Origin of the sequence: Antrihabitans cavernicola (assembly GCF_008297975.1) — a bacterium.
GTDB lineage: Bacteria > Actinomycetota > Actinomycetes > Mycobacteriales > Mycobacteriaceae > Antrihabitans > Antrihabitans cavernicola.
Genome location: NZ_VLNY01000012.1, coordinates 38,365 through 61,002, shown reverse-complemented (window position 1 = coordinate 61,002; position 22,638 = coordinate 38,365). Strand labels below are relative to the sequence as shown.

Sequence of the window (22,638 nt, the reverse complement as noted above, 5' to 3'; positions counted from 1 at the left end):
CCGATGTTGTATCGAAGTCGACGACAACGCAGCCGAGCGGCGATCTGGCTCCTGGGGCGCCAGATGGGATTCAGGCGGCGTGACCCCGTAGTTCACGGGTCTCGATCACGAAACAAGGGTTGACGACTCAGTTACGAAGCTGTCGGCCCTGGGGGTCGCGAACGCTGCCGGTGAGCATCATGATGCCGTCGACGAACGCCCAGATCCACACGATAGGAACGATGAAGAACCCGATCAGAACGAAGATCGTCGCAAATCCGGCCAGCACCAGCAGTAGCTGAGTCAGCCCGATTCCGGTGCTGCCGATGTACAGCCGACCCACGCCGCAGATGCCGAGAAACCCGATCAGGATCTGCAGCAGTCCCGCTGTGGTCTTCGACTTGTCCGACAGCGGTTCGCCACTGATCGGATCGCGACCGTACGGTGCCATCGGATCGGTCGGTCCGTAGCCGGGTGCGGGCTGATACCCACCGTAGGGCGCTTGGGCGTAATTCGGTTGCCCATATTGCGGTTGGCCGTACTGGGGCTGACCGTACTGGGGTTGACCGTAGGACGGTTGGCCGTACACAGGCTGGCCTGGCTCGGTGTAGTTCTGGCCACCGTAGGCCTGTTGGCCGGTGTCGAATTGTGAACCACCGTTCTCGGTCGGCGGATAGGTCGGCGCATCCGACCAGCCGGGCCCGTTGCCGACGCCCGAGTAGGTGTTCCAACCGGGACCCGTGCCGGGGGCACCGATGGCACCCGGCTCAGGCGCCACCGGCGAATCGGAGAGCGATGCGCTGGCGGTCGCGTCGTAGTCGTACGTGGAGCCGAACTCGGGGCCCAGCTCAGGTGGGCCGTCCGAGGATGAGTCCGGCTTGGAGTCGTCGGTGTTGCCTGTTCCGTCGGATTCGCTCAACGATTCACCCCTCGTCTCAGGAGACCTCTGAGCTGACTACCACGCTTGCGGACCTCGGACTCGACGCTGGACCTCAGCGACGACGTGGATTCCTCGACAGGGTCGGGCTCCGGTGCCGGATCAACTTGGGATTCAGTCTCCGCCACCTTCGGCTCAGTCTCTACCTTCGGCTCAGTCTCTACCTTCGGCTCAGTCTCTACCTTCGGCTCAGTCTCTACCTTCGGCTCAGTCTCTACCTTCGGCTCAGTCTCTACCTTCGGCTCAGCTACTGTCGCTGCCGGCTTTTCTGCTGCGACGGTCTCCTTCGACTCGGCAGCTTGCTGCTCGACCTTCCCAGAAGGCTCGACATTGTCCGAAGACTCGGCGCTTTCCGACTTCTTCTCCGGATTGTCGACCTTTGCGACTGCGGCCTGCGGCTCGTCCTTCTTGGCTTCGGTCTTCTCGCCCTCGATCCGGGTCTTATCGGCATCATCCTTGCCGCCGCCCACCGCAACATCTGCCTTTGCAGCGTCGGATTTCGCGTCATCGCCTCGAGTAGTATCGGCGTCGGCAGCCGCGTCAACCTTTTCGTCGCCCTCCTTGGCCTCGTCGGCCTTCTCCCCGCCGACTTTGTCGCCACCGTCCTTCTCTCCGTCAGCGCTCTCCGCCGCTGCCGTCTGTGCAGCGGCCTCTGCGCGGGCGGCAGCCGCCGCCTCGGCACGAGCACGAGCAGCCGCTCGTCGTGCAACGTCCGCGCGTGCCGCAGCGGCTCGCTCCTCCGCTACCTGCTCACGAATACCTGCGGGAACAAGTTCGATCGGGTCTTCTCGACCCTTACGAGCGAAGATCAGGTAGGCAACAGCGAGCACGAAGACGATCGCCGATGTGAAGGTGTTGATCCGGATGCCACCGATGTGTGTTGCGTAGTCGTCGCGCATCAGCTCGACGCCGAATCGACCGACGCAATATCCGGCGACGTAGAGCGCGAACAGCCTGCCGTGACCCAGCTGGAAGCGACGATCCACCACGACCAACAGCACAACGATCAGCAAGTTCCACAGCAGCTCGTACAGGAACGTCGGGTGCACGACCTTCTCGACCACGCCGGTCGAGACACCGTTGAGTGCATCGACCGCGCCGTTGGAGTTGACCCGCTCGTAGATCTTCATGCCCCACGGCACGGTGGTCTCGCGACCGTACAGCTCCTGGTTGAAGTAGTTGCCGATGCGGCCGATCGCCTGAGCCAACAAGATGCCCGGTGCGATTGCATCGCCGAGCGCTGCCAGCGGAATCCCTCGCACTCGGCAGCCGATCCACGCACCGATGGCGCCGAGGAACACAGCGCCCCAGATGCCGAGCCCGCCCTGCCAGATCTTCAGGGCGTCGATCGGATGGCCACCGTCACCGAAGTACGTCGTCCAGTCCGTTGCTACGTGGTAGAGCCGGCCGCCGACCAGACCGAAGGGAACGGCCCAGATCGCGATATCGAGCACCGTGCCCGGCTCGCCGCCCTTGGCAACCCAACGCTTGTCGCCCCAGTAGATCGCAACGATGATGCCGACGATGATGAAAAAGGCGTAAGCGCGCAGCGGCAACGGGCCTAGATCCCAGACGCCACGCGGCGGGCTGGGAAAGTACGCGAGCAGGTCTGGAGTCGAAGTCACGACGCAACGGTAGCCGAGCGCACTCCGGTCGCCAGTTCTGCCGTCAGACGGCGCACCGAATCAAGGCCTTCGCCTGCCGCACTCACCAGCGCGGAACCGACGATCACGGCATCCGCGTATTGCGCGATCTCCGCAGCCTGCGCGCCGGAACGTACACCGATTCCGATGCCGACCGGGATATCCGAGTGCACCTTGACGCGGGCCGTGAGTTCCGGAGCAGCCGACGACACGACATCACGCGCACCCGTCACGCCCATCGTCGCGGACGCGTAAACGAAGCCGCGGCTCGCTTCGAGCGTCTTGACCAGTCGTTCCTCGGTCGACGACGGCGCCACCAGGAAAATGCGGTCGAGTTCGTGTGCGTCGGAGGCGGCCATCCACTCGTCGGCCTCTTCGGGAATCAGATTCGGGGTGATCATGCCCGATCCGCCCGCTGCAGCGAGGTCGCGCGCGAACGCGTCGACGCCGTAACTCAGCACCGGGTTCCAGTACGTCATGACGACGGCCTGACCACCGACCGAGGAGATCTGCTCCACGACGGTGAAGACATCACGCACCCGGACGCCGTTGCGCAACGCCTGCCCGGCGGCAGCCTGAATGGTCGGGCCGTCCATCACCGGGTCGGAGTAGGCGATGCCGACCTCGATGAGGTCGCAGCCGGCGTCGACCATTGTCTTGACTACGTCGATCGAGCCCTGCAAATCCGGGTAGCCGGCCGGCATGTAGCCGACGAGGGCGGAGCGGTTCTCGGAACGGCATGTGGCGAAGATCGGTGCCAGCCGTGAATTCTCGGTCACTGCGATGCCTCTTCCGCGTCGTCCTCGATCAGCCCGAACCACTTGGCGGCCGTGTCCATGTCCTTGTCGCCACGACCGGACAGGTTCACCAAAATGATCGATCCGGTTCCCATTTCGCGACCCAATTTCAGGGCCCCGGCGAGGGCGTGCGCTGATTCGACCGCGGGAATGATGCCCTCCCGACGGCTGAGCAACAGCAAGGCGTCCATCGCTTCAGTGTCGGTGATCGGGTAGTACTCGGCCCGACCGATGTCCTTGAGATACGCATGTTCCGGACCGACGCCCGGGTAGTCCAAACCTGCCGAGATCGAGTGCGACTCGATGGTCTGGCCGTCCTCGTCCTGCAACAGATACGAGTACGCACCCTGGAACGCGCCCGGTGTGCCGCCAGTGAACGTTGCTGCGTGCCTTCCGGTTTCGACTCCGTCGCCCGCGGCCTCGTATCCGACCAAGCGAACGGACGCGTCGTCGATGAACGGATGGAAGATGCCGATGGCGTTGGACCCTCCGCCGACACAGGCCGTCACTGCATCCGGCAGCCGCCCTGTCATCGCAAGCACCTGTGCCCGCGCCTCGAGGCCGATGATCCGCTGCAGATCGCGCACGATCAGCGGGAACGGATGCGGACCGGCTGCGGTACCGAAGCAGTAATAGGTGTTGTGCGCGTTGGTAACCCAGTCGCGCAGGGCCTCGTTGATGGCGTCTTTCAAGGTGCGCGATCCGGACTCCACCGGCACCACCTCGGAGCCCAGCAGTCGCATGCGCGCGACGTTCAGCGCCTGCCGTTCGGTATCGACCGCACCCATGTAGATGATGCATTCGAGGCCGAGCAGTGCACACACCGTCGCGGTCGCGACGCCGTGCTGACCTGCGCCGGTTTCGGCGATGATGCGTGTCTTGCCCATCCGCTTGGCAAGCAGCACTTGACCGAGAACATTGTTGATCTTGTGAGAACCGGTGTGGTTCAAGTCTTCTCGCTTGAGCAAGATCCGAGCGCCGCCGGCTTCTTCGCTCAGCCGCGTCGTCTCGAACACCGGCGAGGGCCGACCCGTGTAGTCGCGCTGCAGCCGGTCGAGTTCGTTCAGGAACGAATCGTCACTGCGCGCCTTCTCGTATTCGGCGGTCACTTCCTCGATCACTGCCATCAGCGCTTCGGGGACGTGTCGACCGCCGTAGACGCCGTAATGCCCGCCGATGTCAGGCTCGTGCGTACTGCGTTCAGCTATGGCCGCGCTGGCCTTGGGCAGGCCGGCGCCCTTGAGGTCGAGAATCGATGGTTTTTCGCCTGTTGACACTTGTCCAGTTTGCCTCTCGAATGATGCGACACCGGCGCGAGTGTTTCTCCCCCGAAGTCAGCGCGCCGGTTTCGGGCACGACGGGTGCGTTCCCGCGGTGACCAGGTCTGAAACAGCGGTACGCGGATCACCGCTGGTCACGAGGCCCTCGCCGACCAGCACAGCGTCCGCTCCCGCGCCTGCGTACGCCAGCAGATCCGCGGTTCCACGCACACCCGACTCGGCGATGCGAATGACCTCGCTCGGCAGGCCCGGTGCGATGCGCGCAAAACTGTCGCGATCGACTTCGAGCGTCTTCAAGTTGCGGGCATTGACCCCGATCACAGAGGCGCCTGCTTCGAGTGCGCGGTCGGCTTCTTCTTCGGTGTGAACCTCGACCAACGCGGTCATGCCCAGCGATTCGGTGCGATCGAGCAACGACGCCAGCGCGTCCTGCTCGAGCGCCGCAACGATCAGCAGAATGACGTCGGCACCATGTGCGCGAGCCTCGTGAATCTGGTACGGGCCGACAACAAAGTCCTTGCGCAGCACCGGAATACCGACTGCCTTGCGCACCGCGTCGAGATCGTCGAGCGAGCCGTGGAAACGTCGTCCTTCGGTCAGCACGCTGATGATTCGCGCACCGCCGTCCTCGTAGGCGAGGGCGAGCTCTGCCGGATCGGCGATCTCCGCGAGCGCACCCTTGGATGGGCTCGCACGCTTGACTTCCGCGATAACCCCGATGCCCGGCTCGCGCAGCGCGGCCATGGCGTCGAGGGCAGTGGGGGCGGCAGCTGCGGCTGCCTTGATCGCCGCGAAGTCCAGGGCCGCTTCGCGCACAGCGACGTCGGCACGTACCCCGTCGAGAATCGAGTCGAGAACAGTCATGTGGCCCGAGTCCTTTCTGGGTGTCGTGTATCACGGCGAGTGTGTTGCTTGTCATCCAGAATAGATGGCTACCGGTCCGCGACTATCGCCGGGTACCTGCCTCACCATCGCCTCCAGCGGTAGGATCTTCGCCCGCGTCGAGGGCATCCCACAGCACGCGTTCGGATGGCTGTTCGCCCGGCTTGTCGTCGCCGTCGTCGGCGATTTGCCGCGCAACATCGGCACGGCGGGCGGCGGGATTGTCGTACTTCGACGACATCGCCGGACCAGCGGTTTGCCGTCGTACCAGAAGCAGGCTGGCAAGAAAGGCCGCGATCGCACCCACAAGGGCCAGCGCCGGCGGAAATGCGAAGGTATCGACGCTGGTCACAGTCGACCTTCCGGGCAGCTCGGCCAATTGCTTGGCGCGCTCGTCCGTCGTGGCCCCGATGAGCAACGCCAGTGCGGGCACCGCGCAGGCAGCTGCGACCAACGCGATTACCACACCGAGCACCTGCCGCAGGCGACCTCGCAATGCGAACAGTGCGGCGATCGCGGCAACCAACGTCAACGCCAACGGCGTCAGCACCGCAACCCAGGTACTACCGAGCAGCGAGTCGGTCTTGGCCTCCCCCAGCCCGTCCGACGAATGCACCCGAACCCACGTCAGCCGCGACGAGCCCCACAGGCACGCGGCCGCCGCCACGATCAGGACGACCGCGGGAACGGGGCTGCGCCTGGTCGGCAAAGATTTGTCCGGCACGGGAGCGGCCGTCACTTCTCGGCACCGCCATAGGCTCGCACCGTCGCTGCTGCCGCGATCGCGCTCAGTACTGCCATCGCCTTGTTCTGCGCCTCGGTGTCCTCGTACTCCGGATCAGAATCGGCGACGATGCCCGCGCCGGCTTGCACGTATGCGATGCCGTCTTTGACCAACGCCGTTCGGATGGTGATCGCGGTATCCGCGTCGCCCGCGAAGTCGAGGTAACCGATGATGCCCCCGTAGATGCCGCGCCGAGTCGGTTCCAATTCGTCGATCAATTCCATTGCACGAACCTTCGGGGCCCCCGACAGCGTTCCGGCGGGAAAGCACGCGGCGACGGCGTCGAGAGCCTGCTTTCCGTCGGCGAGGTGACCCGACACGGTCGAGACCAGATGCATCACATGGCTGTAGCGCTCGATGTGGCGATAGTCGCTCACCTTGACGGTCCCCGGTTTACAGACACGCCCAAGATCGTTGCGCCCGAGATCCACGAGCATCAGATGCTCGGCGTTCTCCTTCTCGTCGGCGAGCAAATCTTTGGCCAGGAGAATGTCGTCCTCGTCGGTCGCACCGCGCCACCGCGTGCCCGCGATCGGGTGCGTTGTCGCAACGCCGTCGCTGACGGACACCAATGCCTCGGGACTCGACCCGACGATCGAAAACGCTGTCCCGCCTTCGCTGTTCGGCACGTGCAGCAGGTACATGTACGGGCTGGGATTCGACGCGCGCAGCATTCGGTACAGGTCGATCGGGGCCGCGTCGAAGTCCATCTCGAAGCGCTGCGACAAGACGACCTGAAACGCCTCGCCTGCCTCGATCTCCCTCACCAGCCTCCGCACGTCGACACCGAATTCCTCGGTTGTGCGCTGTCTGCGGTAATCGGGCTTCGGTCGATCGAAGGTGGACACCGTCGATGCCGCCGGTGCGCCCAGATCTGCGGTCATCCGGTCCAGTCGTGCGACGGCGTCGTCGTACGCCTCGTCGACACGTTCGTCGTTGCCGTTCCAGTTGACGGCATTGGCGATCAGCGTAATGGCGCCTTCGTGATGGTCGAAGGCGGCCAGATCGGTCGCCAGCAGCATCACCATTTCCGGAACGTGCAAGTCGTCGACGGCGTTGTTCGGCAAGCGTTCGATGCGACGGACGGCGTCGTAGCCGAGGTAGCCGACCATGCCACCCGTCAGCGGCGGCAAGCCCGCCATCCGCTCGGTGCGTAACAGTCGCAGCGTCTCACGGAGGGCATCGAGCGGATTTCCGCCGGACGGCGCATCGGCGGGTGTCGCGCCCAGCCACGAAGCTTCGCCGTCCACGACAGTCAGGGCTGCCGGACTACCCGCGCCGATGAACGACCACCGCGACCACGATCGACCGTTTTCAGCGGACTCGAACAGAAAGGTTCCGGCCCGATCGGCACCGAGCTTGCGGTACGCGGACAACGGTGTTTCCGAATCTGCCAATACTTTTCGGGTGACAGGGACAACACGATGCTCGGCAGCGAGCAAGCGAAACTGCTCGCGCGTGGTCGTCGAATCGCCCGCCGGGGCGGTTGGAATCGTCGTGGACTCTCCGTGCATGCGGACCATCATCCCAGCCGCACGGTCGTTCACGTTTCACCGGTAGTGTCCGAAGCTATGAAAGCAGGCGATCGCGCTCCCCAGTTCGAACTTCCCGATCAGACCGGGACGGTGCGGTCGCTCGACGATCTGCTGGCCGACGGTCCCGTAGTGCTGTTCTTCTACCCCGGCGCGAATACGCCGGTCTGCACGGCGGAAGCGTGCCACTTCCGCGATTTGGCAAGCGAGTTCGCAAGCGCAGGGGCAAGTCGGGTCGGAATCAGCACCGACTCCGTGGACACCCAGGCGGGCTTCGCCGGCAAGCAGGGTTTCGACTACCCACTACTCTCCGACGTCGGCGGCACGGTCGCCGAGCAGTTCGGTGTGAAGCGCGGATTGTTGGGCAAATTGGCGCCCGTAAAGCGTCAGACCTTCGTCATCGATACGGACCGAAGCATATTGAGAGTTATTGCAAGCGAATTCAAGGCCGACGCGCACGCCGACCAGGCATTGGAATTCCTGAATAACCGGAGCACTTCCCCGTAAACTACTTTCATGACACTGCACAGCGAAGATCGCGCAACAACAGTCAAAGCTGGGATGGCGAGCTGGCTCAAGCGATTGATCGCAATCGCGATCATCGTCGTGATTCTTGTCATCACCTACTTCATCCTTGCCGCATTCATTCCACGGTGGTGGGCGCAGCGGGCGGGCAGAATGTCCGACGGCAGCTTCGCCAAGGGCATCGCCTGGGGTTCCATCTGGGGTGGGGCATCGACTCTGATCCCGCTGCTGCTGCTCCTGGTCGCGGGCTTGGTGTTCCGCAAGCGTGGCGGAAAGGTCATTGCGGGGCTCGCGGCCCTTCTCGCGCTGGCGGCTGCAGTTCCGAATCTGATGACCCTCGTCGTGGTACTCGGCAACAACGATGCCGCGCACGCAGGCGAGCGAATCATGGACGTCGACGCTCCCGGATTCCGCGGGGCATCCCTCATCGCCGCCATCGTGGCCGCACTTATCTTTCTCGGTATCGCCTTCCTTGTCGCGAAGTACAAGCGTCGAGGAAGTCAGCTGAAGAAAGCGCGCAACGCCGAGCAAGAACGCGAACTGGAACGGGAACGGGTGCAGGAGGCTGCGCGCGACCACGACCTGGACTCGCGCACCAACCTCTGACCCCGCTCTCAGACCACCTGGATCGAACGCTTCGACAGCCCCATCCAGAACCCGTCGATCACCTGTTGCGGCGTTTGCTCCGGATCGCTGGATGCGCCCAGCGTGACGAACAACGGCGCGAAATGCTCGATGGTGGGGTGCGCGTACGGCATGCCCGGCGCCTTCGATCGAAAGTCGATCAGGGCGTCCAGGTCGCCTGCGGCGAATCGTTCCGCTGCCCACGCGTCGAATTCGGCCGACCAGCCCGGCGCAACAGCTTGCGGCGACGGGTCGCGCAGGAACGGCAGTCCGTGGGTGGTGAATCCGGATCCGACGATCAAGACGCCCTGCTCGCGCAACGGTCGCAGACGTTGCCCGAGTTGCAGCAATCGTTCCGGGTCGAGCGTCGGCATCGATATCTGCAACACGGGGATGTCGGCGTCGGGATACATGACCGTCAGCGGCACGTACGCGCCATGGTCGAGTCCGCGATTGCCTTGGTGCGCAACGGATTCGCCGTCGGGCATCAGGGCGGCGACCTGACGGGCCAACTCGGGTGCGCCGGGCGAGCGATAGGTGACCTGGTAGTACTTGGGCGCGAAACCGCCGAAATCGTAGGTGAGAGGGGTGCCGGTGGTGGTCGACCCGATCGTCAACGGTGCCGACTCCCAGTGTGCCGAGACCACGAGGATCGCGGTGGGCTTCGGCAAGTCCTCGGCCCAGGCGCCGAGTTGCGCCACCCAGGTGGCGTCGTCGACCAACGGCGGTGCACCGTGGCTGAGGTAGAGAGCAGGGATCGTCACGATATCTCCTAACTTGAAGCTTCAAGTATCGTACGATGAAACACCGATGACGCACAATTATTCCGTGGGGAACCGATGACCGACTGGCTGAAACCCGAGCAACAACGAGCCTGGCGAGCGATCATCGCTCTGTCGATGCGCTTGCCCGCCGCTCTGGACACCCAACTGCAGCGCGACAGCGACATCACCCATTTCGAGTACTTCGTCCTCGCCGTGCTGTCCGAAGCACCCGAACGCCGACTTCGCCACAGCGAGTTGGCCGAGCGCGCGAACGCGTCGCTTTCCCGGCTCTCTCACGTCGTCGGAAAACTCGAGAAGCGCGGCTTGGTAGAGCGGATCACGATCACAGGCACACGCGGATCGACTGCGGTGCTGACCGATGCCGGCCATGCCAAGCTGGTCGACGCCGCGCCCGGGCACGTCGACACCGTGCGTACGTTGCTGTTCGACGGACTCGACGACGCCCAGGTAGCGCAGCTGATTCCGTTGGGCGAAGCCATGATCGATCAGCTGGATCGCACCATCACCCCAGCGGAGTCCCGCCGACCCCCCAGTGCTCCCGAGGAACCTCGGTGATCGTCACCCACACCGATTTCGGATCCTTACCCGTCGCCTCGGCGTAGGCCTTGGTGACCGAGTCGATGGTCGCCCGCTTCTGTTCGGCGGACAATCCTGGCGTCTGGCTGATCTGAATGAGTGGCATGGCGGCAATTCTGCCCGAGCCGGGGGACCCCGCGTGCGCCTAGACGTCGTGAGGGGACCATCGACTCACTCGGCGGGGAGCAGGACATCCGCATCGAAGCAGGTGTGCGTGCCGGTGTGGCAGGCCGCGCCCTCTTGATCGACAACCAACAGCACCGAGTCGCCGTCACAGTCGAGACGAACCTCGTGCACATACTGTGTGTGGCCGGACGTCTCGCCCTTCACCCAGTACTGCTGGCGCGAGCGCGAATAGTAAGTGCCTCTGCGGGTTTCGAGGGTGCGGGCGAGTGCTTCGTCGTCCATCCAGGCGACCATCAGCACATCGCCGGTAGCGCGCTCCTGGGCGACGGCGCTGAACAATCCGGCGTCGTTGCGCTTCAGACGCGAAGCAATTGCAGGGTCGAGACTCATCTCACCGTTATACCCTGAGCGCGCATTGCGTCCTTGACCTGGGGAATGTTCAGATCGCCGAAGTGGAACACGCTCGCGGCCAACACCGCATCCGCACCGGCTTCGACAGCGGGCGCGAAGTGGTCGACCGTGCCGGCGCCACCGCTGGCGATGACCGGGACGTGCACGGCGGCACGAACAGCGCGGATCATCGGCAGATCGAATCCCGCCTTGGTGCCGTCGGCGTCCATCGAGTTCAGCAGGATCTCGCCGACGCCCAATTCCGCTCCGCGAACGGCCCATTCGACGGCGTCGAGTCCGGTCCCCCGCTTGCCGCCGTGGGTGGTGACCTCCCAGCCCGACGGCGTGTCCTGCTGTCCGTCCGGAACGGTGCGCGCATCGACCGACAAGACGATGCACTGCGATCCGAATCGCTCGCTGAGTTCACGGAGAAGCTCCGGCCGGGCGATGGCCGCCGTGTTGACCGAGACCTTGTCGGCACCGGCCCGCAGCAGCCGGTCGACGTCGTCGACGCTGCGCACGCCGCCGCCGACCGTCAACGGGATGAACACCTGCTCGGCAGTGCGGCTGACCACGTCGAGCATGGTCGCGCGCTCCCCCGACGACGCGGTGACGTCGAGGAAGGTGAGCTCGTCGGCGCCCTGCTTGTCGTAGATCGCGGCAAGCTCGACGGGATCGCCTGCGTCACGCAGGTTTTCGAAATTGACACCCTTTACGACCCGGCCCGCATCGACGTCCAGGCACGGGATGACGCGCACAGCTACGGTCATGGTGTGTCCTCCTCAGCGCCTTTGATTCGGGTGATGATCTCTAGCAGTTCGTCGTGCACGCCGGGCGCGGACGCGAGCACCGAATCCGACGTGATGGTCCACGGTTCGCCGTCGAGGTCGGTCACGACTCCGCCCGCGGCACGAACCTGAGCGACGCCTGCGGCGTTGTCCCACGGGTGATGACCGAAGACCACCGAGCCGCCGAGGACGCCTGCGGCGGTGAACGCCAGGTCCACACCCGTCGACCCGGTCATGCGCAGTCGTCCGGAGACCTTGCTGAGCTCGCCGAGCACCTCCATGCGGAACCGTCCCGGGATCCGCCCACGACTTGCCACGTTGAACGTCCCGAAACCGATCATCGAATCGCGAAGGGTGCCAGGCTCCAGCAGTGGAAGAGGCGCACTGTTGTCGAACAGCGGGCCGTCGATCCCGGCGGCGTAGCGGTGGCCAAGCAGTGGCAACCAGGTCAGGCCGAGAACCGGCCTGCCCTCGTCCACCAGCGCCAACAGCATGCCCGCCAGCGGCAGGCCCGCCGAGTAATTGAAGGTGCCGTCGATCGGATCGAGCACCCACGTGGTACCGGTGGCCAACTCGGGTCCGCCGAATTCTTCGCCGTGCACCTCTATGCCGGTGCGGTCGACGAGCTCACCGGTCAGACGTCGTTCCAACTCCAGGTCGACGGCGGTCGCGAAGTCGGTCGGCCCCTTGGCGACTGCACTCGGCGCACCGAGACCGGCGACGAACCGATCGGACGCCGCATCGAGCAACTCGCTCGCGATCGCCAGCAGTTGCGCGGGATCCTGAGTGAGTGCCATGCGGTCTCAGCCCGAAACCGCGGCGAGGGCATCCGGCAGAGTGAACCGGCCCGCATAGAGCGCTTTACCGACGATCGATCCCTCGACGCCCTCGTCGACCAAACCGGCGATAGCGCGCAGGTCGTCCAGGGTCGACACACCACCGGACGCAATGACGGGCGCGTCGGTGGCCGCACAGACCTGGCGGAGGAGTTCGAGGTTGGGGCCGGTCAACGTGCCGTCCTTGCCGACGTCGGTCACCACGTAGCGCGAGCAGCCATCCCGATCCAGGCGCTCGAGGACCTCCCAGAGGTCACCGCCGTCGCTGACCCAGCCGCGACCACGCAAACGCCACTCGCCGTCGATCAGCTTCACGTCCAGGCCCACCGCGATGCGGTCGCCGTGCTCGCCGATCGCGCGTGCGCACCACTCCGGGTCCTCGATCGCGGCCGTGCCGAGATTCACCCGGGCGCAGCCGGTCGCGAGCGCGGCGACCAAGGAGTCGTTGTCGCGAATGCCGCCGGACAGCTCGACCTTCACGTCGAGTTCACGGACCACATCGGCAAGAAGATCGCGGTTGGATCCGCGACCGAATGCCGCGTCCAGGTCGACGAGATGCACCCACTCGGCGCCGTCGTTCTGCCACGCAAGAGCTGCGTCGCGGGGCGACCCGTAGTTGGTTTCGCTACCGGCCTCTCCCTGAACGAGGCGAACAGCCTCACCGTCGGCAACATCCACAGCGGGTAAAAGAACCAGGCTCACGTGGGTGAATGCTACTGCGTCGCAGGTCCGTCACCGCTATCGGGCTTGTTCGGCTCGACGTCGGCGAATGCTCTGTTGGTTATCCGCGTGGCCACGAAACCCATGGCGGCGATCGCACCGAACACGCCGAGCAGCGCGATCGTGAGACCGAGATCAGGACCCGGCTGGATGACGGACACCAGCACGGTGGTGAGCACCAACACCAGCGTCGCCGCGCCGATCGAGAGGAAAGCAAGCCTCGCGTACGAGAATCCGGGACTGCCATCGGGGTTCTTCACAAGCTGTTCACCCAGTTCTCCAACAACACCGCACCCGCATCGCCGGACTTTTCCGGGTGAAATTGGGTAGCCCACAACGGCCCGTTTTCCACGGCCGCGAGGAATTTTCCACCGTGCTGCGCCCAGGTCAACTTCGGGGCCGCGAAAGTCCCGTCGGACTCCAACTCCCAGGTCTGCGCTGCGTAGGAGTGGACGAAGTAGTAGCGCGTGTCGGCGTCGGTCCCTGCGAACAACGCGCTGTCGGACGGTGCTGCCACGGTGTTCCACCCCATGTGCGGCAACACGGGGGCATCGAGACGGTCGACCGTGCCAGGCCACTCGCCGCAGCCGGTGGTCTCGACTCCGAACTCGACGCCGCGCTCGAACAAGATCTGCATACCGACGCAGATGCCGAGGACGGGTCGTGCACCCGCGAGCCGTTGCCCGATGATGCGGTCGCCCTTCACCTCGAGTAGTCCCGCCATGCAGGCGGCGTAGGCGCCGACGCCCGGAACAACAAGGCCGTCGGCAGCGAGCGCGATCTTGGGATCCGACGTCACCTCGACGTCGGCGCCGGTCCGCGCTAATGCGCGTTTCGCGGAATGCAGGTTCCCGGAGCCGTAATCGAGCAGCGCAACGGACTTCTTCGCGTTCGTCATGTGACCGACATCCTCATCTCTTCAGCGTAATTGGCGTGGCCGCCAGGACCACGACCGCCGCGATCAGGAAAGCGATCGGAAAGCCCCCGAGGGTCGCGGCAACTCCCAAGGACAGCGCGCCGATCCCGGTACCGCCGTCGTAGGCAATGTTCCATGCGGCGCTCGCGGCACCGAATCGGCGTGGTCCTGCCGCCGAGAAGACTGTGACCAGGCTGTCGTTCTGACAGATCCCGAAGCCGAGGCCCAACGCGACGGCACCAAGGGAAAGAAAGACGGTCGACACCTCGCCACGCACCGCCACAGCGAGCAGAACAGCACCGGCCGACGCAACCAGCAACGACGGCAGCAGCATTCGACCGGGGCCGATCCGATCGGACAGTGCCCCACTCACGTATCTGCCGACAACCATGGCCGCACTCAACAGCACCAGTGCGATGCTTGCGGCGGGTGTCTTGTCCTGTGCGGCAATAGGTGCGAGGCTCGAAAACCCACCGAACGCAGCCGCAACGACCACCATCGCAAGGCACGGCGCAAGCAGAACGGTGCCCGGCAGGCGCTCTCGACGCTCGCCGGGTGGCGTCCCCGCGGGCCGAACATCGGGCAGCAGCCACACTGCCGCCACGGACACAATCGGAACGACCGCACCGACGACAAAAGCGGAGCCGGTCGAGAATTGTTGCACCAGAGCAAGTCCCACTGGAAGTCCGACCATCTGCGCCGCTGCCGCCGAGATCCCGTTGAGCGCGCTCGCCCGTCCCAGCAACGCCGGTGGCGCAAGCTCGGCGATCAGAGCACTGACCGACACGGTCAACAATCCGAAGCCGATGCCCCGAACCGCCGAAACAACAAGCGCCGGAACAGGATCTACCGATAGCAGAAGCAACAGCGCGGGTGGCCCCAGCAGGGCGCACCCGAGAGCCAGCACCGCGCGATAGCCCCACAGGCAAAGTACTCGGGGCGTGCCGAGCTGGCTGGCCACAGTCGCCGCCATGAACACGGCGGTGCTTGCACCGGCGACCGCATCCGACGAGCCGTTCAACGACAAGGCCAGCGGCACAACGGGAAGCATCAATGCCCAACCGCCGAACGCGGAGAACGCGACTGCCAGAACTATCGGCAGCCCGCGGACGGAGAGTGGGCCGCTACCTGCCACGAACGAGCATCACAATGTGCCCTTGGTCGACGGCACACCCGTCACCCGAGGATCGGGTTCGACGGCCGCGCGCAGGGCCCGAGCGACGGCCTTGTATTCGGCCTCGGTGATGTGGTGCTGATCGCGGCCGTAGATAACCCGAACATGCAGGGCGATGCGGGCGTTGAGTGCGATCGACTCGAAAACGTGCCGGTTGATGACGGTGGAGTACGGTGCGCCCGCCTTGTCGCCGGTGGTGGCACCGGGAATCACCGCGTGCAGCAAGTGGTCCGGCTCACCGGTGTGCACGCAGTACGGCCGACCGGACACGTCGACAGCGGCGTGCACCAACGTCTCGTCCATCGGGATGAAGGAGTCGCCGAACCGACGAATGCCCGCCTTGTCGCCGAGCGCCTGACCGAGTGCCTGACCGAACACGATGGCAGTGTCCTCGACAGTGTGGTGCGCCTCGATCTCGGTGTCACCGACGGCGCGCACGGTCAGGTCGAAGCTGGCGTGCGTACCGAGGGCGGTCAGCATGTGATCGAAAAACGGCACACCAGTGGAGATGTCGACGATTCCGGTGCCGTCGAGATTCAGCTCGACGGTGATGTTCGACTCCCTGGTGACGCGCTCGATGCGCGCTGTCCGTTCGGTCATCGCTGTCCCTCCAACTCCGCTGCCGCGAGTTTTTCGCTCACCCTGAGCAACTCGTCGTTCTCGGCTGCGAGTCCTATCGTCGCACGTAGGTAGCCCGCGATGCCCACATCACGAATCAGGACACCCTCGTCGAGGTAGTGCTGCCACGCACGCGGAGCATCGGAAAAGTGGCCGAACAGTAGAAAATTGGCGTCGCTGGGAATCACGTCGTAGCCGATTTCGGTGAGCCGTGCGGCCACCCGATCCCGTTGTGCTGCGAGCTCGGCGACGCTCGCCAACGTCTCGTCGGCGTGCCTGATCGCCGCACGCGCTGCTGCCTGCGTGACCACTGAGAGGTGATACGGCAAGCGCACCAACAACATTGCGTCGATCACGGCAGGTGCGGCAACCAGGTAGCCCAGCCGACCGCCGGCAAAGGCAAAGGCCTTGCTCATCGTTCGGCTCACCACCAGCTTGGCGGGATAGCGGTCGAGCAATGCCAGGGCGCTGGGAGCGGCGGAAAACTCGCCGTACGCCTCGTCGACCACCACGATCCCCGGTGCCGCATCGAGCAATCGCACCAGGTCGTCGGGCGCGATGCTGTGCCCCGTCGGGTTGTTGGGGCTGGTGACGAACACGACGTCGGGGTGACGCTCCTCGATCGCAAGGACGGCGTAGTCGATGTCGAGGGAAAAGTCCGAGTTCCGCTTCGCCTCCACCCATTCGGTGCTGATGCCTTCCGAAATGATCGGGTGCATCGAATACGACGGGACGAAACCGAGCGCGCTGCGGCCGGGTCCACCGAACGCCTGCAGCAGCTGCTGCAGAATCTCGTTGGAGCCGTTGGCCGCCCACACGTTGGCGGCGTCGACGGCAACTCCGGTCTGCGTGGTCAGATACGCCGCCAAATCGGTACGCAACGCAACGGCGTCTCGATCCGGGTAGCGGTGCAATTCGGCCGCCGCGACCCGAATCGATTCCGCCACATCGTCGATCAGCGCCTGGGTCGGCGGGTGCGGGTTCTCGTTGGTGTTCAGTTGCACCGGCACGCTCAGCTGCGGTGCGCCGTAGGGCGATTTGCCGCGAAGGTTGTCGCGCAACGGCAGATCGTCGAGCCCGACAGTATTTCCGATAACTGCGTCGTCGCCCGTCACTGCAGTGCCTCGAATCGCAGGCGCACCGCTTCGCCGTGTGCCGGAAGGTCTTCGGCGTTGGCGAGAGTGATCACGTGGCCGGATACCTCCTTCAAGGCGGCCTCCGAGTAGTCCACGACATGAATTCCACGCAGGAACGTCTGTACGCTCAACCCCGACGAGTGCCGGGCGCAACCTGCTGTCGGCAGCACGTGGTTGGACCCCGCGCAGTAGTCGCCGAGACTGACCGGCGACCACGGTCCGACGAAAATCGCTCCGGCACTGCGCACCTGGGCGGCGACAGCGGACGCGTCGGCCGTCTGAATCTCCAAGTGCTCTGCGGCATAAGCGTTCACGACACGCAGCCCGTCGTCGATCGACGACACCAACACCGTCCCCGACTGGCTCCCAGCGAGTGCGGTCGCAACGCGCTCAGCGTGCTTGGTCAGCGCCAACTGCGCGGTCAGGGCGGTGTCGACGGCGTCCGCAAGCTCGACACTGTCGGTGACGAGCACACTTGCGGCCATCACGTCGTGTTCGGCCTGACTGATCAGGTCGGCAGCGACGTGCACCGGATCGGCAGTCGCGTCGGCAAGGATCGCGATCTCCGTCGGGCCTGCCTCGGAGTCGATGCCCACCAGACCACGGCACAGCCGCTTCGCGGCGGTGACGTAGATGTTGCCAGGTCCCGTGATCAAGTCGACCGGATCGAGGCCCGCAGCGTCGTCACCGTAAGTGAGCAACGCGACGGCCTGGGCGCCGCCGACGGCCCACACCTCGTCCACGCCGAGGAGCTGCGCTGCAGCGAGGATCGTGGGGTGCGGAAGGCCGCCGAACTGCGCCTGCGGCGGGGATGCCACCACCAACGACTCGACGCCCGCGGTCTGCGCGGGAACCACGTTCATCACGACACTGGACGGGTAGACGGCGTTGCCGCCGGGCACATAGAGGCCTACTCGGTCTACGGGAACCCACCGCTCGGTGACGGTGCCGCCGGGCACCACCTGTGTGGTGGTGTCGGTGCGGCGCTGGTCGGCGTGCACCAGTCGGGTCCGGTCGATGGCCACTTCGAGGGCGGTGCGGATCGCGGGATCGAGTTCGTCCAGCGCCTTCTCGAGCTCCGCTGCAGGCACGCGGACCTGCGCAGTGCGAACGCCATCGAACTTCTCGCTGAACTCCTGCGCCGCCTCGGCACCACGCTCACGGATCGCATCGACCACCGGCTGCACCAGATGCAGCACCGAGTCCACGTCGACGCCCCCGCGTGGCAGCGCCGCGCGGAGTTCGGAGGTGGATGGAGTACGACCGCGCAGATCGACGCGGACGAGCTCGGTGCGGGCAGACATGGGTGTCCCTTCGGTTCTCACAGTCGGTAGACCCTCAAGTATGGCGGGTCCGACTTACATGTCGAGGCCGAGGTCCAGCACGGTCACGGAGTGGGTGAGGGCGCCGATCGCCAAATAGTCGACTCCGGTCCCGGCGTAGTCGGCGGCCACGTCGAGGGTCAGACCGCCCGACGATTCGAGTTTGGTCTGCGGCGCAGCGGCGTCCCTGCGTTGGACGGCCACCTGTGTCTGCCACAGCGGAAAGTTGTCGAGCAAGATCAGTTCGACGTCCTGAGCCAGCACGGCGTCCAGTTGTTCGAGGCTGTCGACCTCCACCTCGCAGGGAATGTCGGGGCGTAGCTTCCGCACCGCCGCCAACGCCGCAACAACCGATCCGGCGGCCACAACGTGGTTGTCCTTGATCAGCGCGGCATCGCCGAGGCCCATGCGGTGATTCACACCGCCACCGGCCCGCACCGCGTACTTCTCGAGCGCGCGCAGACCGGCGAGGGTCTTGCGGGTGTCGCGGATGCGGCACTGCGTTCCCTCGACCGCATCGACCCACGACGCGGTGGCGGTCGCGATGCCGGACAGGTGGCAGACCAGGTTCAACATGGTGCGCTCGGCCGTCAGCAGAGCGCGCGTCGGCGCCGAGACCGTCAGTACGGCGGTCCCGTGTTCGACGCGGGTGCCGTCTTCGACGCGGTCGAGAATCTGGTAGTTGCCTGTTCCGATCACCTCGTCGAGCACGAGGAGGCCGACGTCGATGCCCGCAACAGTGCCCGGCGATCGTGACACGACTGCCGCCTTGGCAATCGCATCGGCAGGCACAGTTGCTTCGCTGGTGACGTCCGGGCCGTAACGCAGGTCTTCGTCGAGTGCGGTGCGGATCAGCCGCAGCACTTCGTCGCGATCGAGGGCGGGATCCAACGCCATCAGTGCACTCCTGCCAGTCGTGGTTCGGATGCGTGCAGTTCGCCTGCCTCATCCATGTGTACCTCGATGCTGTGACGCTGCGCCTCGTCCGATGTCGGACAGTCGGCCCGCGTGTGGCAGCCACGGCTCTCGGTACGGGCAGCGGCGGCAAGTACCAGCGCTGTCGCGGTGACGGTGAGTGCCGTGTCTTCCTGTTCGCGGAGCGTCGTCGGAACTGTGGAGCCGACAGCCGCGAGCGTTACCGTGGCCTCGGCGAGCCCGGCGCCGTCTCGGACCACTGACGCATTGCGAGTCATCAAGAGCTGCAACGCAGTCCGGTCCATTCTGGGCAGCGGCCTGTGTGTCACATCGGTGACTTCGGCTGCAACGCCCTGCCGCTCGGCTGCCGCGATGCCTGCCCGCTCCCCCACGACCAAACCTTCGAGCAGGCTGTTCGACGCCAATCGGTTTGCGCCGTGCAAGCCGGTGCGGGCGACCTCACCTGCCGCGTAGAGTCCGGCCACACGGGTACGACCGTGCACATCGGTGACGACGCCACCGCACTGATAGTGCGCCGCTGGGGCAACTGGAATCAGTTGCTCGCGAGGGTCGATTCCCGCTTCCAGGCACGACGCGGTGATGGTCGGAAAACGGGTCGCGAAATCGTCGACCCCACGCGCGTCGAGCAGTACGTGATCGGTGCCGAGGACGCGCATCCGATCGGCGATCGCCCGCGACACCACGTCGCGCGGCGCAAGATCGCCCAGCGGGTGCACGCCTGCGGTCACCGAATTACCCTCGGTATCAAGCAACTTCGCGCCTTCACCACGCACCGCTTCGCTGATCAGCGGTCGTCGGCCCACACCGCCCGCCGCAAACAACACGGTCGGATGGAACTGCACGAACTCGAGATCCGCGACGGTGGCACCCGCATCCAACGCCAACTCGATGCCGTCCGCGGTCGCGCCGGGAGGGTTGGTGCTGCAGGAATACAACTGGCCGCAACCGCCGGTCGCCAGCAGCACCGCGGGCGTGTGCACCACGCCGAAACCATTGTCGGACAGCACGACCAGGCCGCTGACCCCCGACGCACCGGTCACGATGCGCGATGCGGACGCGCCGAAGAGCACTGGCAATCCGGCCGCATTGAGCGCTCGCTGCACCTCGGCACCGGTCGCGTCACCGCCGGCATGAATGATGCGTCGTGTGCTGTGCCCACCCTCGCGAGTTCGAGACACCGCGCCGTCGCGTCCGAGATCGAACACGGCGCCGAGGTCTGTCAACGCTGCAACCGCAGCCTGACCGTCGGAGACGATCGAGCGCACGGCGTCCTCGTTGCACAGTCCGGCGCCGGCTTCGACGGTGTCGTGGACATGGGACTCGACCGAATCATTTTCGGGTGCGACGACGGCGATACCGCCCTGCGCATACTGCGTCGACGTGTCGGTCGGCCCACCCTTACTGACGGTAAGGACCTTCAGTCCGCGCAACGATGCCGCGCGGGCCGCGGTCAGCCCCGCGACGCCGCCGCCGATCACTACCAGGTCCGCATTGGCCTCCCAGGAGACATCGACTGCAGACCCGTCGGCGGGACTCACTCGCCGCCTCCTGGGGTACCGATCTCGATCATCCGCTGGACCGATTTACTGGCCAACGCAGCAGTCTCGGGATCGACGTGTACTTCGTCCTTCCCTTCGATCAAGCAGCGCAGCAATGCAGCTGGGGTGATCATCTTCATGTACTTGCAGGACGCGCGATCGTTGACGGCCTGGAAGTCGACATCCGGTGCAGCCTTACGCAATTGGTGCAGCATGCCGATTTCGGTGGCCACCAGCACCTGCCGCGCATTGGTGTCACGTGCGGCGTCGATCATACCGCCGGTCGAGAGAATTTTGACTCGGTCCGCCGGGTAGTGACCCTCGCCCGCGAGGTAGAGAGCGGAAGTGGCACAACCGCATTCGGGGTGCACGAACAGATCGGCGTCCGGGTGTGTGCGGGCCTGCTCGGTGAGCTCGTCGCCATTGATGCCAGCGTGCACGTGGCACTCGCCGGCCCAGATCTGCATGTTCTCGCGCTTGGTGAGGCGCTTGACGTGTGCACCGAGGAACTGGTCGGGCAGAAATAGAACGGGAACGTCCGGATCGATCGACGCGACCACCTCGACGGCATTGGACGAGGTGCAGCAGATGCCGGTGAGGGCCTTCACTTCTGCCGTTGTGTTGACATACGAGACGACCATCGCGCCAGGGTTGTCCGCTTTCCAAGCGCGAAGTTCGTCGGCCGTGATCGAATCCGCGAGGGAACAACCGGCGCGCGCGTCGGGGATCAGGACGGTCTTGGTCGGACTCAGGATCTTCGCGGTCTCGGCCATGAAGTGCACACCGCAGAATACGATGGTGCCCTCCGTTGCTTCCGCGGCGATTCGCGACAGCGCAAGGGAATCGCCGACATGATCGGCGATGTCCTGGATCTCGGGGAGCTGATAGTTGTGCGCCAGGATGGTCGCATCCTGCTCTCGCGCAAGGCGCTTGACCTCTGCGGCCCACTCCGGGGTGCCGTCGATACCGGAGAATCCGGTCGGCCCGTTCTCGATCTGCGCCTGCAACGTCGCTGTCGCCATCATCGGCTCCTTCCCCGTGTACCCGGCCTGGTGTCGGGTTTACACATTCGAGGTTTTCGACTTATGATCGAAAACATGCTTCATAGTAGCACCGTCCATGAATCGCTCACAGCGGTATTCCAGGTTCGTGAGTTCGACGGGCGTAGCCAACTGGGTGTTCTGCTGTGGCAGCGCGCACTCGATCCGCAGCAGGGCACGTGGTCGCTACCCGGTGGCAAACTGCGCGAAGACGAGGATCTCACCACCTCTGCGCGTCGCCAGTTGGCCGAAAAGGTCGATGTGAAAGAACTTGCCCACCTCGAGCAACTCGCGGTGTTCAGCGATCCACACAGAGTCCCTGGACACCGCCGAATCGCGTCGACATTCCTCGGCTTGGTTCCCTTGACCACGGATCCGCGACTGCCGTCGGATACCCGTTGGCACCCCGTGTCCGCGCTGCCCCGGATGTCCTTCGATCATGGCGTCGTCGTCGAATACGCCCGCACCCGACTCGCTGCCAAGCTGTCCTACACCAACATTGCGTTCGGCCTGGCGCCGAGCGAATTCGCGATGTCGACTCTGCGCGAAATCTACTGCGCCGCACTCGGCTACGACGTCGACACCACCAATCTGCAGCGGGTTCTCGGTCGCCGCAAAGTGCTGACCCCGACGGGGACCACCTCGTCCCCCGGTCGTTCCGGTGGTCGACCGGCCGCGCTCTACCGTTTCACCGACTCGCGCATCAGAGTGACCGACGAGTTCGCGGCGTTGCGTCCGCCGAGCTGAATGCCGA

Annotated in this window: 26 protein-coding genes; 4 read left to right on the top strand and 22 right to left on the bottom strand. The window is 65.1% G+C overall.

Annotated features, from left to right (window positions below):
* Positions 1–127: 127 nt before the first annotated feature.
* The 7 genes from FOY51_RS20770 to FOY51_RS20740 form a co-directional block, all read right to left on the bottom strand.
* Positions 128–898 (bottom strand): TM2 domain-containing protein, encoded by a 771-nt coding sequence (locus tag FOY51_RS20770; RefSeq protein WP_149432174.1) that lies wholly within the window; start codon positions 896–898, stop codon positions 128–130.
* Entirely contained in the window at positions 895–2,541 is a 1,647-nt protein-coding gene (gene lgt / locus FOY51_RS20765; RefSeq protein WP_149432173.1) for a prolipoprotein diacylglyceryl transferase, read from the bottom strand. Before lgt ends, FOY51_RS20770 begins: the two co-directional genes overlap by 4 nt.
* Entirely contained in the window at positions 2,538–3,338 is an 801-nt protein-coding gene (gene trpA / locus FOY51_RS20760) for a tryptophan synthase subunit alpha (protein WP_149432172.1), read from the bottom strand. The genes lgt and trpA overlap by 4 nt, the downstream gene beginning before the upstream one ends.
* Positions 3,335–4,633: a tryptophan synthase subunit beta gene (gene trpB / locus FOY51_RS20755; protein ID WP_187776407.1), complete on the bottom strand. Its 1,299-nt coding sequence runs from the start codon at positions 4,631–4,633 to the stop codon at positions 3,335–3,337. The genes trpA and trpB overlap by 4 nt, the downstream gene beginning before the upstream one ends.
* Before the next feature lie 57 nt (positions 4,634–4,690).
* A complete protein-coding gene (trpC, locus tag FOY51_RS20750) occupies positions 4,691–5,500 on the bottom strand; it encodes an indole-3-glycerol phosphate synthase TrpC (RefSeq protein WP_149432171.1) in 810 nt (269 codons plus the stop codon).
* An 82-nt stretch (positions 5,501–5,582) separates the two neighbouring features.
* Positions 5,583–6,257, bottom strand: a complete 675-nt coding sequence (locus tag FOY51_RS20745) for a TIGR02234 family membrane protein (protein ID WP_149432170.1) — start codon at positions 6,255–6,257, stop codon at positions 5,583–5,585.
* Entirely contained in the window at positions 6,254–7,816 is a 1,563-nt protein-coding gene (locus tag FOY51_RS20740; RefSeq protein WP_187776406.1) for an anthranilate synthase component I, read from the bottom strand. Before FOY51_RS20740 ends, FOY51_RS20745 begins: the two co-directional genes overlap by 4 nt.
* A 57-nt stretch (positions 7,817–7,873) precedes the next feature.
* Between FOY51_RS20740 and FOY51_RS20735 the strand changes: the two genes are divergently transcribed.
* Both FOY51_RS20735 and FOY51_RS20730 read left to right on the top strand, forming a co-directional pair.
* Positions 7,874–8,341 carry a peroxiredoxin gene (locus FOY51_RS20735; protein WP_149432169.1) on the top strand — a complete coding sequence of 156 codons (468 nt, stop codon included), beginning with the start codon at positions 7,874–7,876 and terminating at the stop codon, positions 8,339–8,341.
* 9 nt (positions 8,342–8,350) lie between these two features.
* Positions 8,351–8,965, top strand: coding sequence for a permease (locus FOY51_RS20730; RefSeq protein ID WP_149432168.1), 615 nt, complete (start codon positions 8,351–8,353; stop codon positions 8,963–8,965).
* Between the two features lie 8 nt (positions 8,966–8,973).
* Here FOY51_RS20730 and FOY51_RS20725 read toward each other — a convergent pair whose 3' ends face one another.
* Positions 8,974–9,741, bottom strand: coding sequence for a dioxygenase family protein (locus FOY51_RS20725; protein WP_149432246.1), 768 nt, complete (start codon positions 9,739–9,741; stop codon positions 8,974–8,976).
* Between the two features lie 81 nt (positions 9,742–9,822).
* On the opposite strand from FOY51_RS20725, the gene FOY51_RS20720 reads away from it, so the two are divergent.
* Positions 9,823–10,323, top strand: coding sequence for a MarR family winged helix-turn-helix transcriptional regulator (locus tag FOY51_RS20720; RefSeq protein WP_149432167.1), 501 nt, complete (start codon positions 9,823–9,825; stop codon positions 10,321–10,323).
* On the opposite strand, the gene FOY51_RS20715 is transcribed toward FOY51_RS20720, so the two are convergent.
* The 14 genes from FOY51_RS20715 to nadA form a co-directional block, all read right to left on the bottom strand.
* Positions 10,271–10,450 carry a tautomerase family protein gene (locus tag FOY51_RS20715; protein WP_149432166.1) on the bottom strand — a complete coding sequence of 60 codons (180 nt, stop codon included), beginning with the start codon at positions 10,448–10,450 and terminating at the stop codon, positions 10,271–10,273. The genes FOY51_RS20720 and FOY51_RS20715 overlap by 53 nt on opposite strands.
* A gap of 65 nt (positions 10,451–10,515) precedes the next feature.
* Positions 10,516–10,860 (bottom strand): phosphoribosyl-AMP cyclohydrolase, encoded by a 345-nt coding sequence (gene hisI, locus FOY51_RS20710; RefSeq protein WP_149432165.1) that lies wholly within the window; start codon positions 10,858–10,860, stop codon positions 10,516–10,518.
* Positions 10,857–11,630 (bottom strand): imidazole glycerol phosphate synthase subunit HisF, encoded by a 774-nt coding sequence (gene hisF, locus FOY51_RS20705; RefSeq protein ID WP_149432164.1) that lies wholly within the window; start codon positions 11,628–11,630, stop codon positions 10,857–10,859. Before hisF ends, hisI begins: the two co-directional genes overlap by 4 nt.
* Complete coding sequence (locus tag FOY51_RS20700) at positions 11,627–12,445, bottom strand: inositol monophosphatase family protein (protein ID WP_149432163.1); 819 nt, start codon at positions 12,443–12,445, stop codon at positions 11,627–11,629. The genes hisF and FOY51_RS20700 overlap by 4 nt, the downstream gene beginning before the upstream one ends.
* Positions 12,446–12,451: 6 nt before the next feature.
* The gene (gene priA, locus FOY51_RS20695) at positions 12,452–13,186 is read right to left on the bottom strand and encodes a bifunctional 1-(5-phosphoribosyl)-5-((5-phosphoribosylamino)methylideneamino)imidazole-4-carboxamide isomerase/phosphoribosylanthranilate isomerase PriA (protein WP_149432162.1); all 735 of its coding nucleotides are present in this window, start codon (positions 13,184–13,186) and stop codon (positions 12,452–12,454) included.
* An 11-nt stretch (positions 13,187–13,197) separates the two neighbouring features.
* The gene (locus tag FOY51_RS20690) at positions 13,198–13,464 is read right to left on the bottom strand and encodes a hypothetical protein (protein WP_149432161.1); all 267 of its coding nucleotides are present in this window, start codon (positions 13,462–13,464) and stop codon (positions 13,198–13,200) included.
* Entirely contained in the window at positions 13,461–14,102 is a 642-nt protein-coding gene (gene hisH / locus FOY51_RS20685) for an imidazole glycerol phosphate synthase subunit HisH (protein WP_149432160.1), read from the bottom strand. The genes FOY51_RS20690 and hisH overlap by 4 nt, the downstream gene beginning before the upstream one ends.
* A 13-nt stretch (positions 14,103–14,115) precedes the next feature.
* On the bottom strand, positions 14,116–15,255 hold the full coding sequence (locus FOY51_RS20680; protein ID WP_235916576.1) for an MFS transporter: 1,140 nt from the start codon (positions 15,253–15,255) through the stop codon (positions 14,116–14,118).
* Between the two features lie 9 nt (positions 15,256–15,264).
* Complete coding sequence (hisB, locus tag FOY51_RS20675; protein ID WP_149432159.1) at positions 15,265–15,894, bottom strand: imidazoleglycerol-phosphate dehydratase HisB; 630 nt, start codon at positions 15,892–15,894, stop codon at positions 15,265–15,267.
* On the bottom strand, positions 15,891–17,027 hold the full coding sequence (locus FOY51_RS20670; RefSeq protein ID WP_235916575.1) for a histidinol-phosphate transaminase: 1,137 nt from the start codon (positions 17,025–17,027) through the stop codon (positions 15,891–15,893). Before FOY51_RS20670 ends, hisB begins: the two co-directional genes overlap by 4 nt.
* Positions 17,024–18,352, bottom strand: a complete 1,329-nt coding sequence (hisD, locus tag FOY51_RS20665) for a histidinol dehydrogenase (RefSeq protein WP_149432158.1) — start codon at positions 18,350–18,352, stop codon at positions 17,024–17,026. The genes FOY51_RS20670 and hisD overlap by 4 nt, the downstream gene beginning before the upstream one ends.
* Before the next feature lie 54 nt (positions 18,353–18,406).
* On the bottom strand, positions 18,407–19,267 hold the full coding sequence (gene nadC, locus FOY51_RS20660) for a carboxylating nicotinate-nucleotide diphosphorylase (protein WP_149432157.1): 861 nt from the start codon (positions 19,265–19,267) through the stop codon (positions 18,407–18,409).
* A complete protein-coding gene (locus FOY51_RS20655) occupies positions 19,267–20,844 on the bottom strand; it encodes an L-aspartate oxidase (RefSeq protein WP_149432156.1) in 1,578 nt (525 codons plus the stop codon). The genes nadC and FOY51_RS20655 overlap by 1 nt, the downstream gene beginning before the upstream one ends.
* Entirely contained in the window at positions 20,841–21,866 is a 1,026-nt protein-coding gene (nadA, locus tag FOY51_RS20650) for a quinolinate synthase NadA (RefSeq protein WP_149432155.1), read from the bottom strand. Before nadA ends, FOY51_RS20655 begins: the two co-directional genes overlap by 4 nt.
* A gap of 75 nt (positions 21,867–21,941) precedes the next feature.
* Here nadA and FOY51_RS20645 point away from each other — a divergent pair, with 75 nt between their 5' ends.
* Positions 21,942–22,631, top strand: a complete 690-nt coding sequence (locus FOY51_RS20645; RefSeq protein WP_149432154.1) for an NUDIX hydrolase — start codon at positions 21,942–21,944, stop codon at positions 22,629–22,631.
* Positions 22,632–22,638 lie beyond the last annotated feature (7 nt).

Coding starts and splice junctions, on each gene's coding strand:
- FOY51_RS20740 (WP_187776406.1), bottom strand. CDS start 7,816: ATGCACGGAGAGTCCACGACGATTCCAACCGCCCCGGCGGGCGATTCG.
- hisH (WP_149432160.1), bottom strand. CDS start 14,102: ATGACGAACGCGAAGAAGTCCGTTGCGCTGCTCGATTACGGCTCCGGG.
- FOY51_RS20730 (WP_149432168.1), top strand. CDS start 8,351: ATGACACTGCACAGCGAAGATCGCGCAACAACAGTCAAAGCTGGGATG.
- nadC (WP_149432157.1), bottom strand. CDS start 19,267: ATGGCGTTGGATCCCGCCCTCGATCGCGACGAAGTGCTGCGGCTGATC.
- nadA (WP_149432155.1), bottom strand. CDS start 21,866: ATGGCGACAGCGACGTTGCAGGCGCAGATCGAGAACGGGCCGACCGGA.
- FOY51_RS20720 (WP_149432167.1), top strand. CDS start 9,823: ATGACCGACTGGCTGAAACCCGAGCAACAACGAGCCTGGCGAGCGATC.
- trpC (WP_149432171.1), bottom strand. CDS start 5,500: ATGACTGTTCTCGACTCGATTCTCGACGGGGTACGTGCCGACGTCGCT.
- FOY51_RS20735 (WP_149432169.1), top strand. CDS start 7,874: ATGAAAGCAGGCGATCGCGCTCCCCAGTTCGAACTTCCCGATCAGACC.
- hisD (WP_149432158.1), bottom strand. CDS start 18,352: ATGTCTGCCCGCACCGAGCTCGTCCGCGTCGATCTGCGCGGTCGTACT.
- hisF (WP_149432164.1), bottom strand. CDS start 11,630: ATGACCGTAGCTGTGCGCGTCATCCCGTGCCTGGACGTCGATGCGGGC.
- hisI (WP_149432165.1), bottom strand. CDS start 10,860: ATGAGTCTCGACCCTGCAATTGCTTCGCGTCTGAAGCGCAACGACGCC.
- FOY51_RS20715 (WP_149432166.1), bottom strand. CDS start 10,450: ATGCCACTCATTCAGATCAGCCAGACGCCAGGATTGTCCGCCGAACAG.
- FOY51_RS20645 (WP_149432154.1), top strand. CDS start 21,942: ATGCTTCATAGTAGCACCGTCCATGAATCGCTCACAGCGGTATTCCAG.
- hisB (WP_149432159.1), bottom strand. CDS start 15,894: ATGACCGAACGGACAGCGCGCATCGAGCGCGTCACCAGGGAGTCGAAC.
- FOY51_RS20700 (WP_149432163.1), bottom strand. CDS start 12,445: ATGGCACTCACTCAGGATCCCGCGCAACTGCTGGCGATCGCGAGCGAG.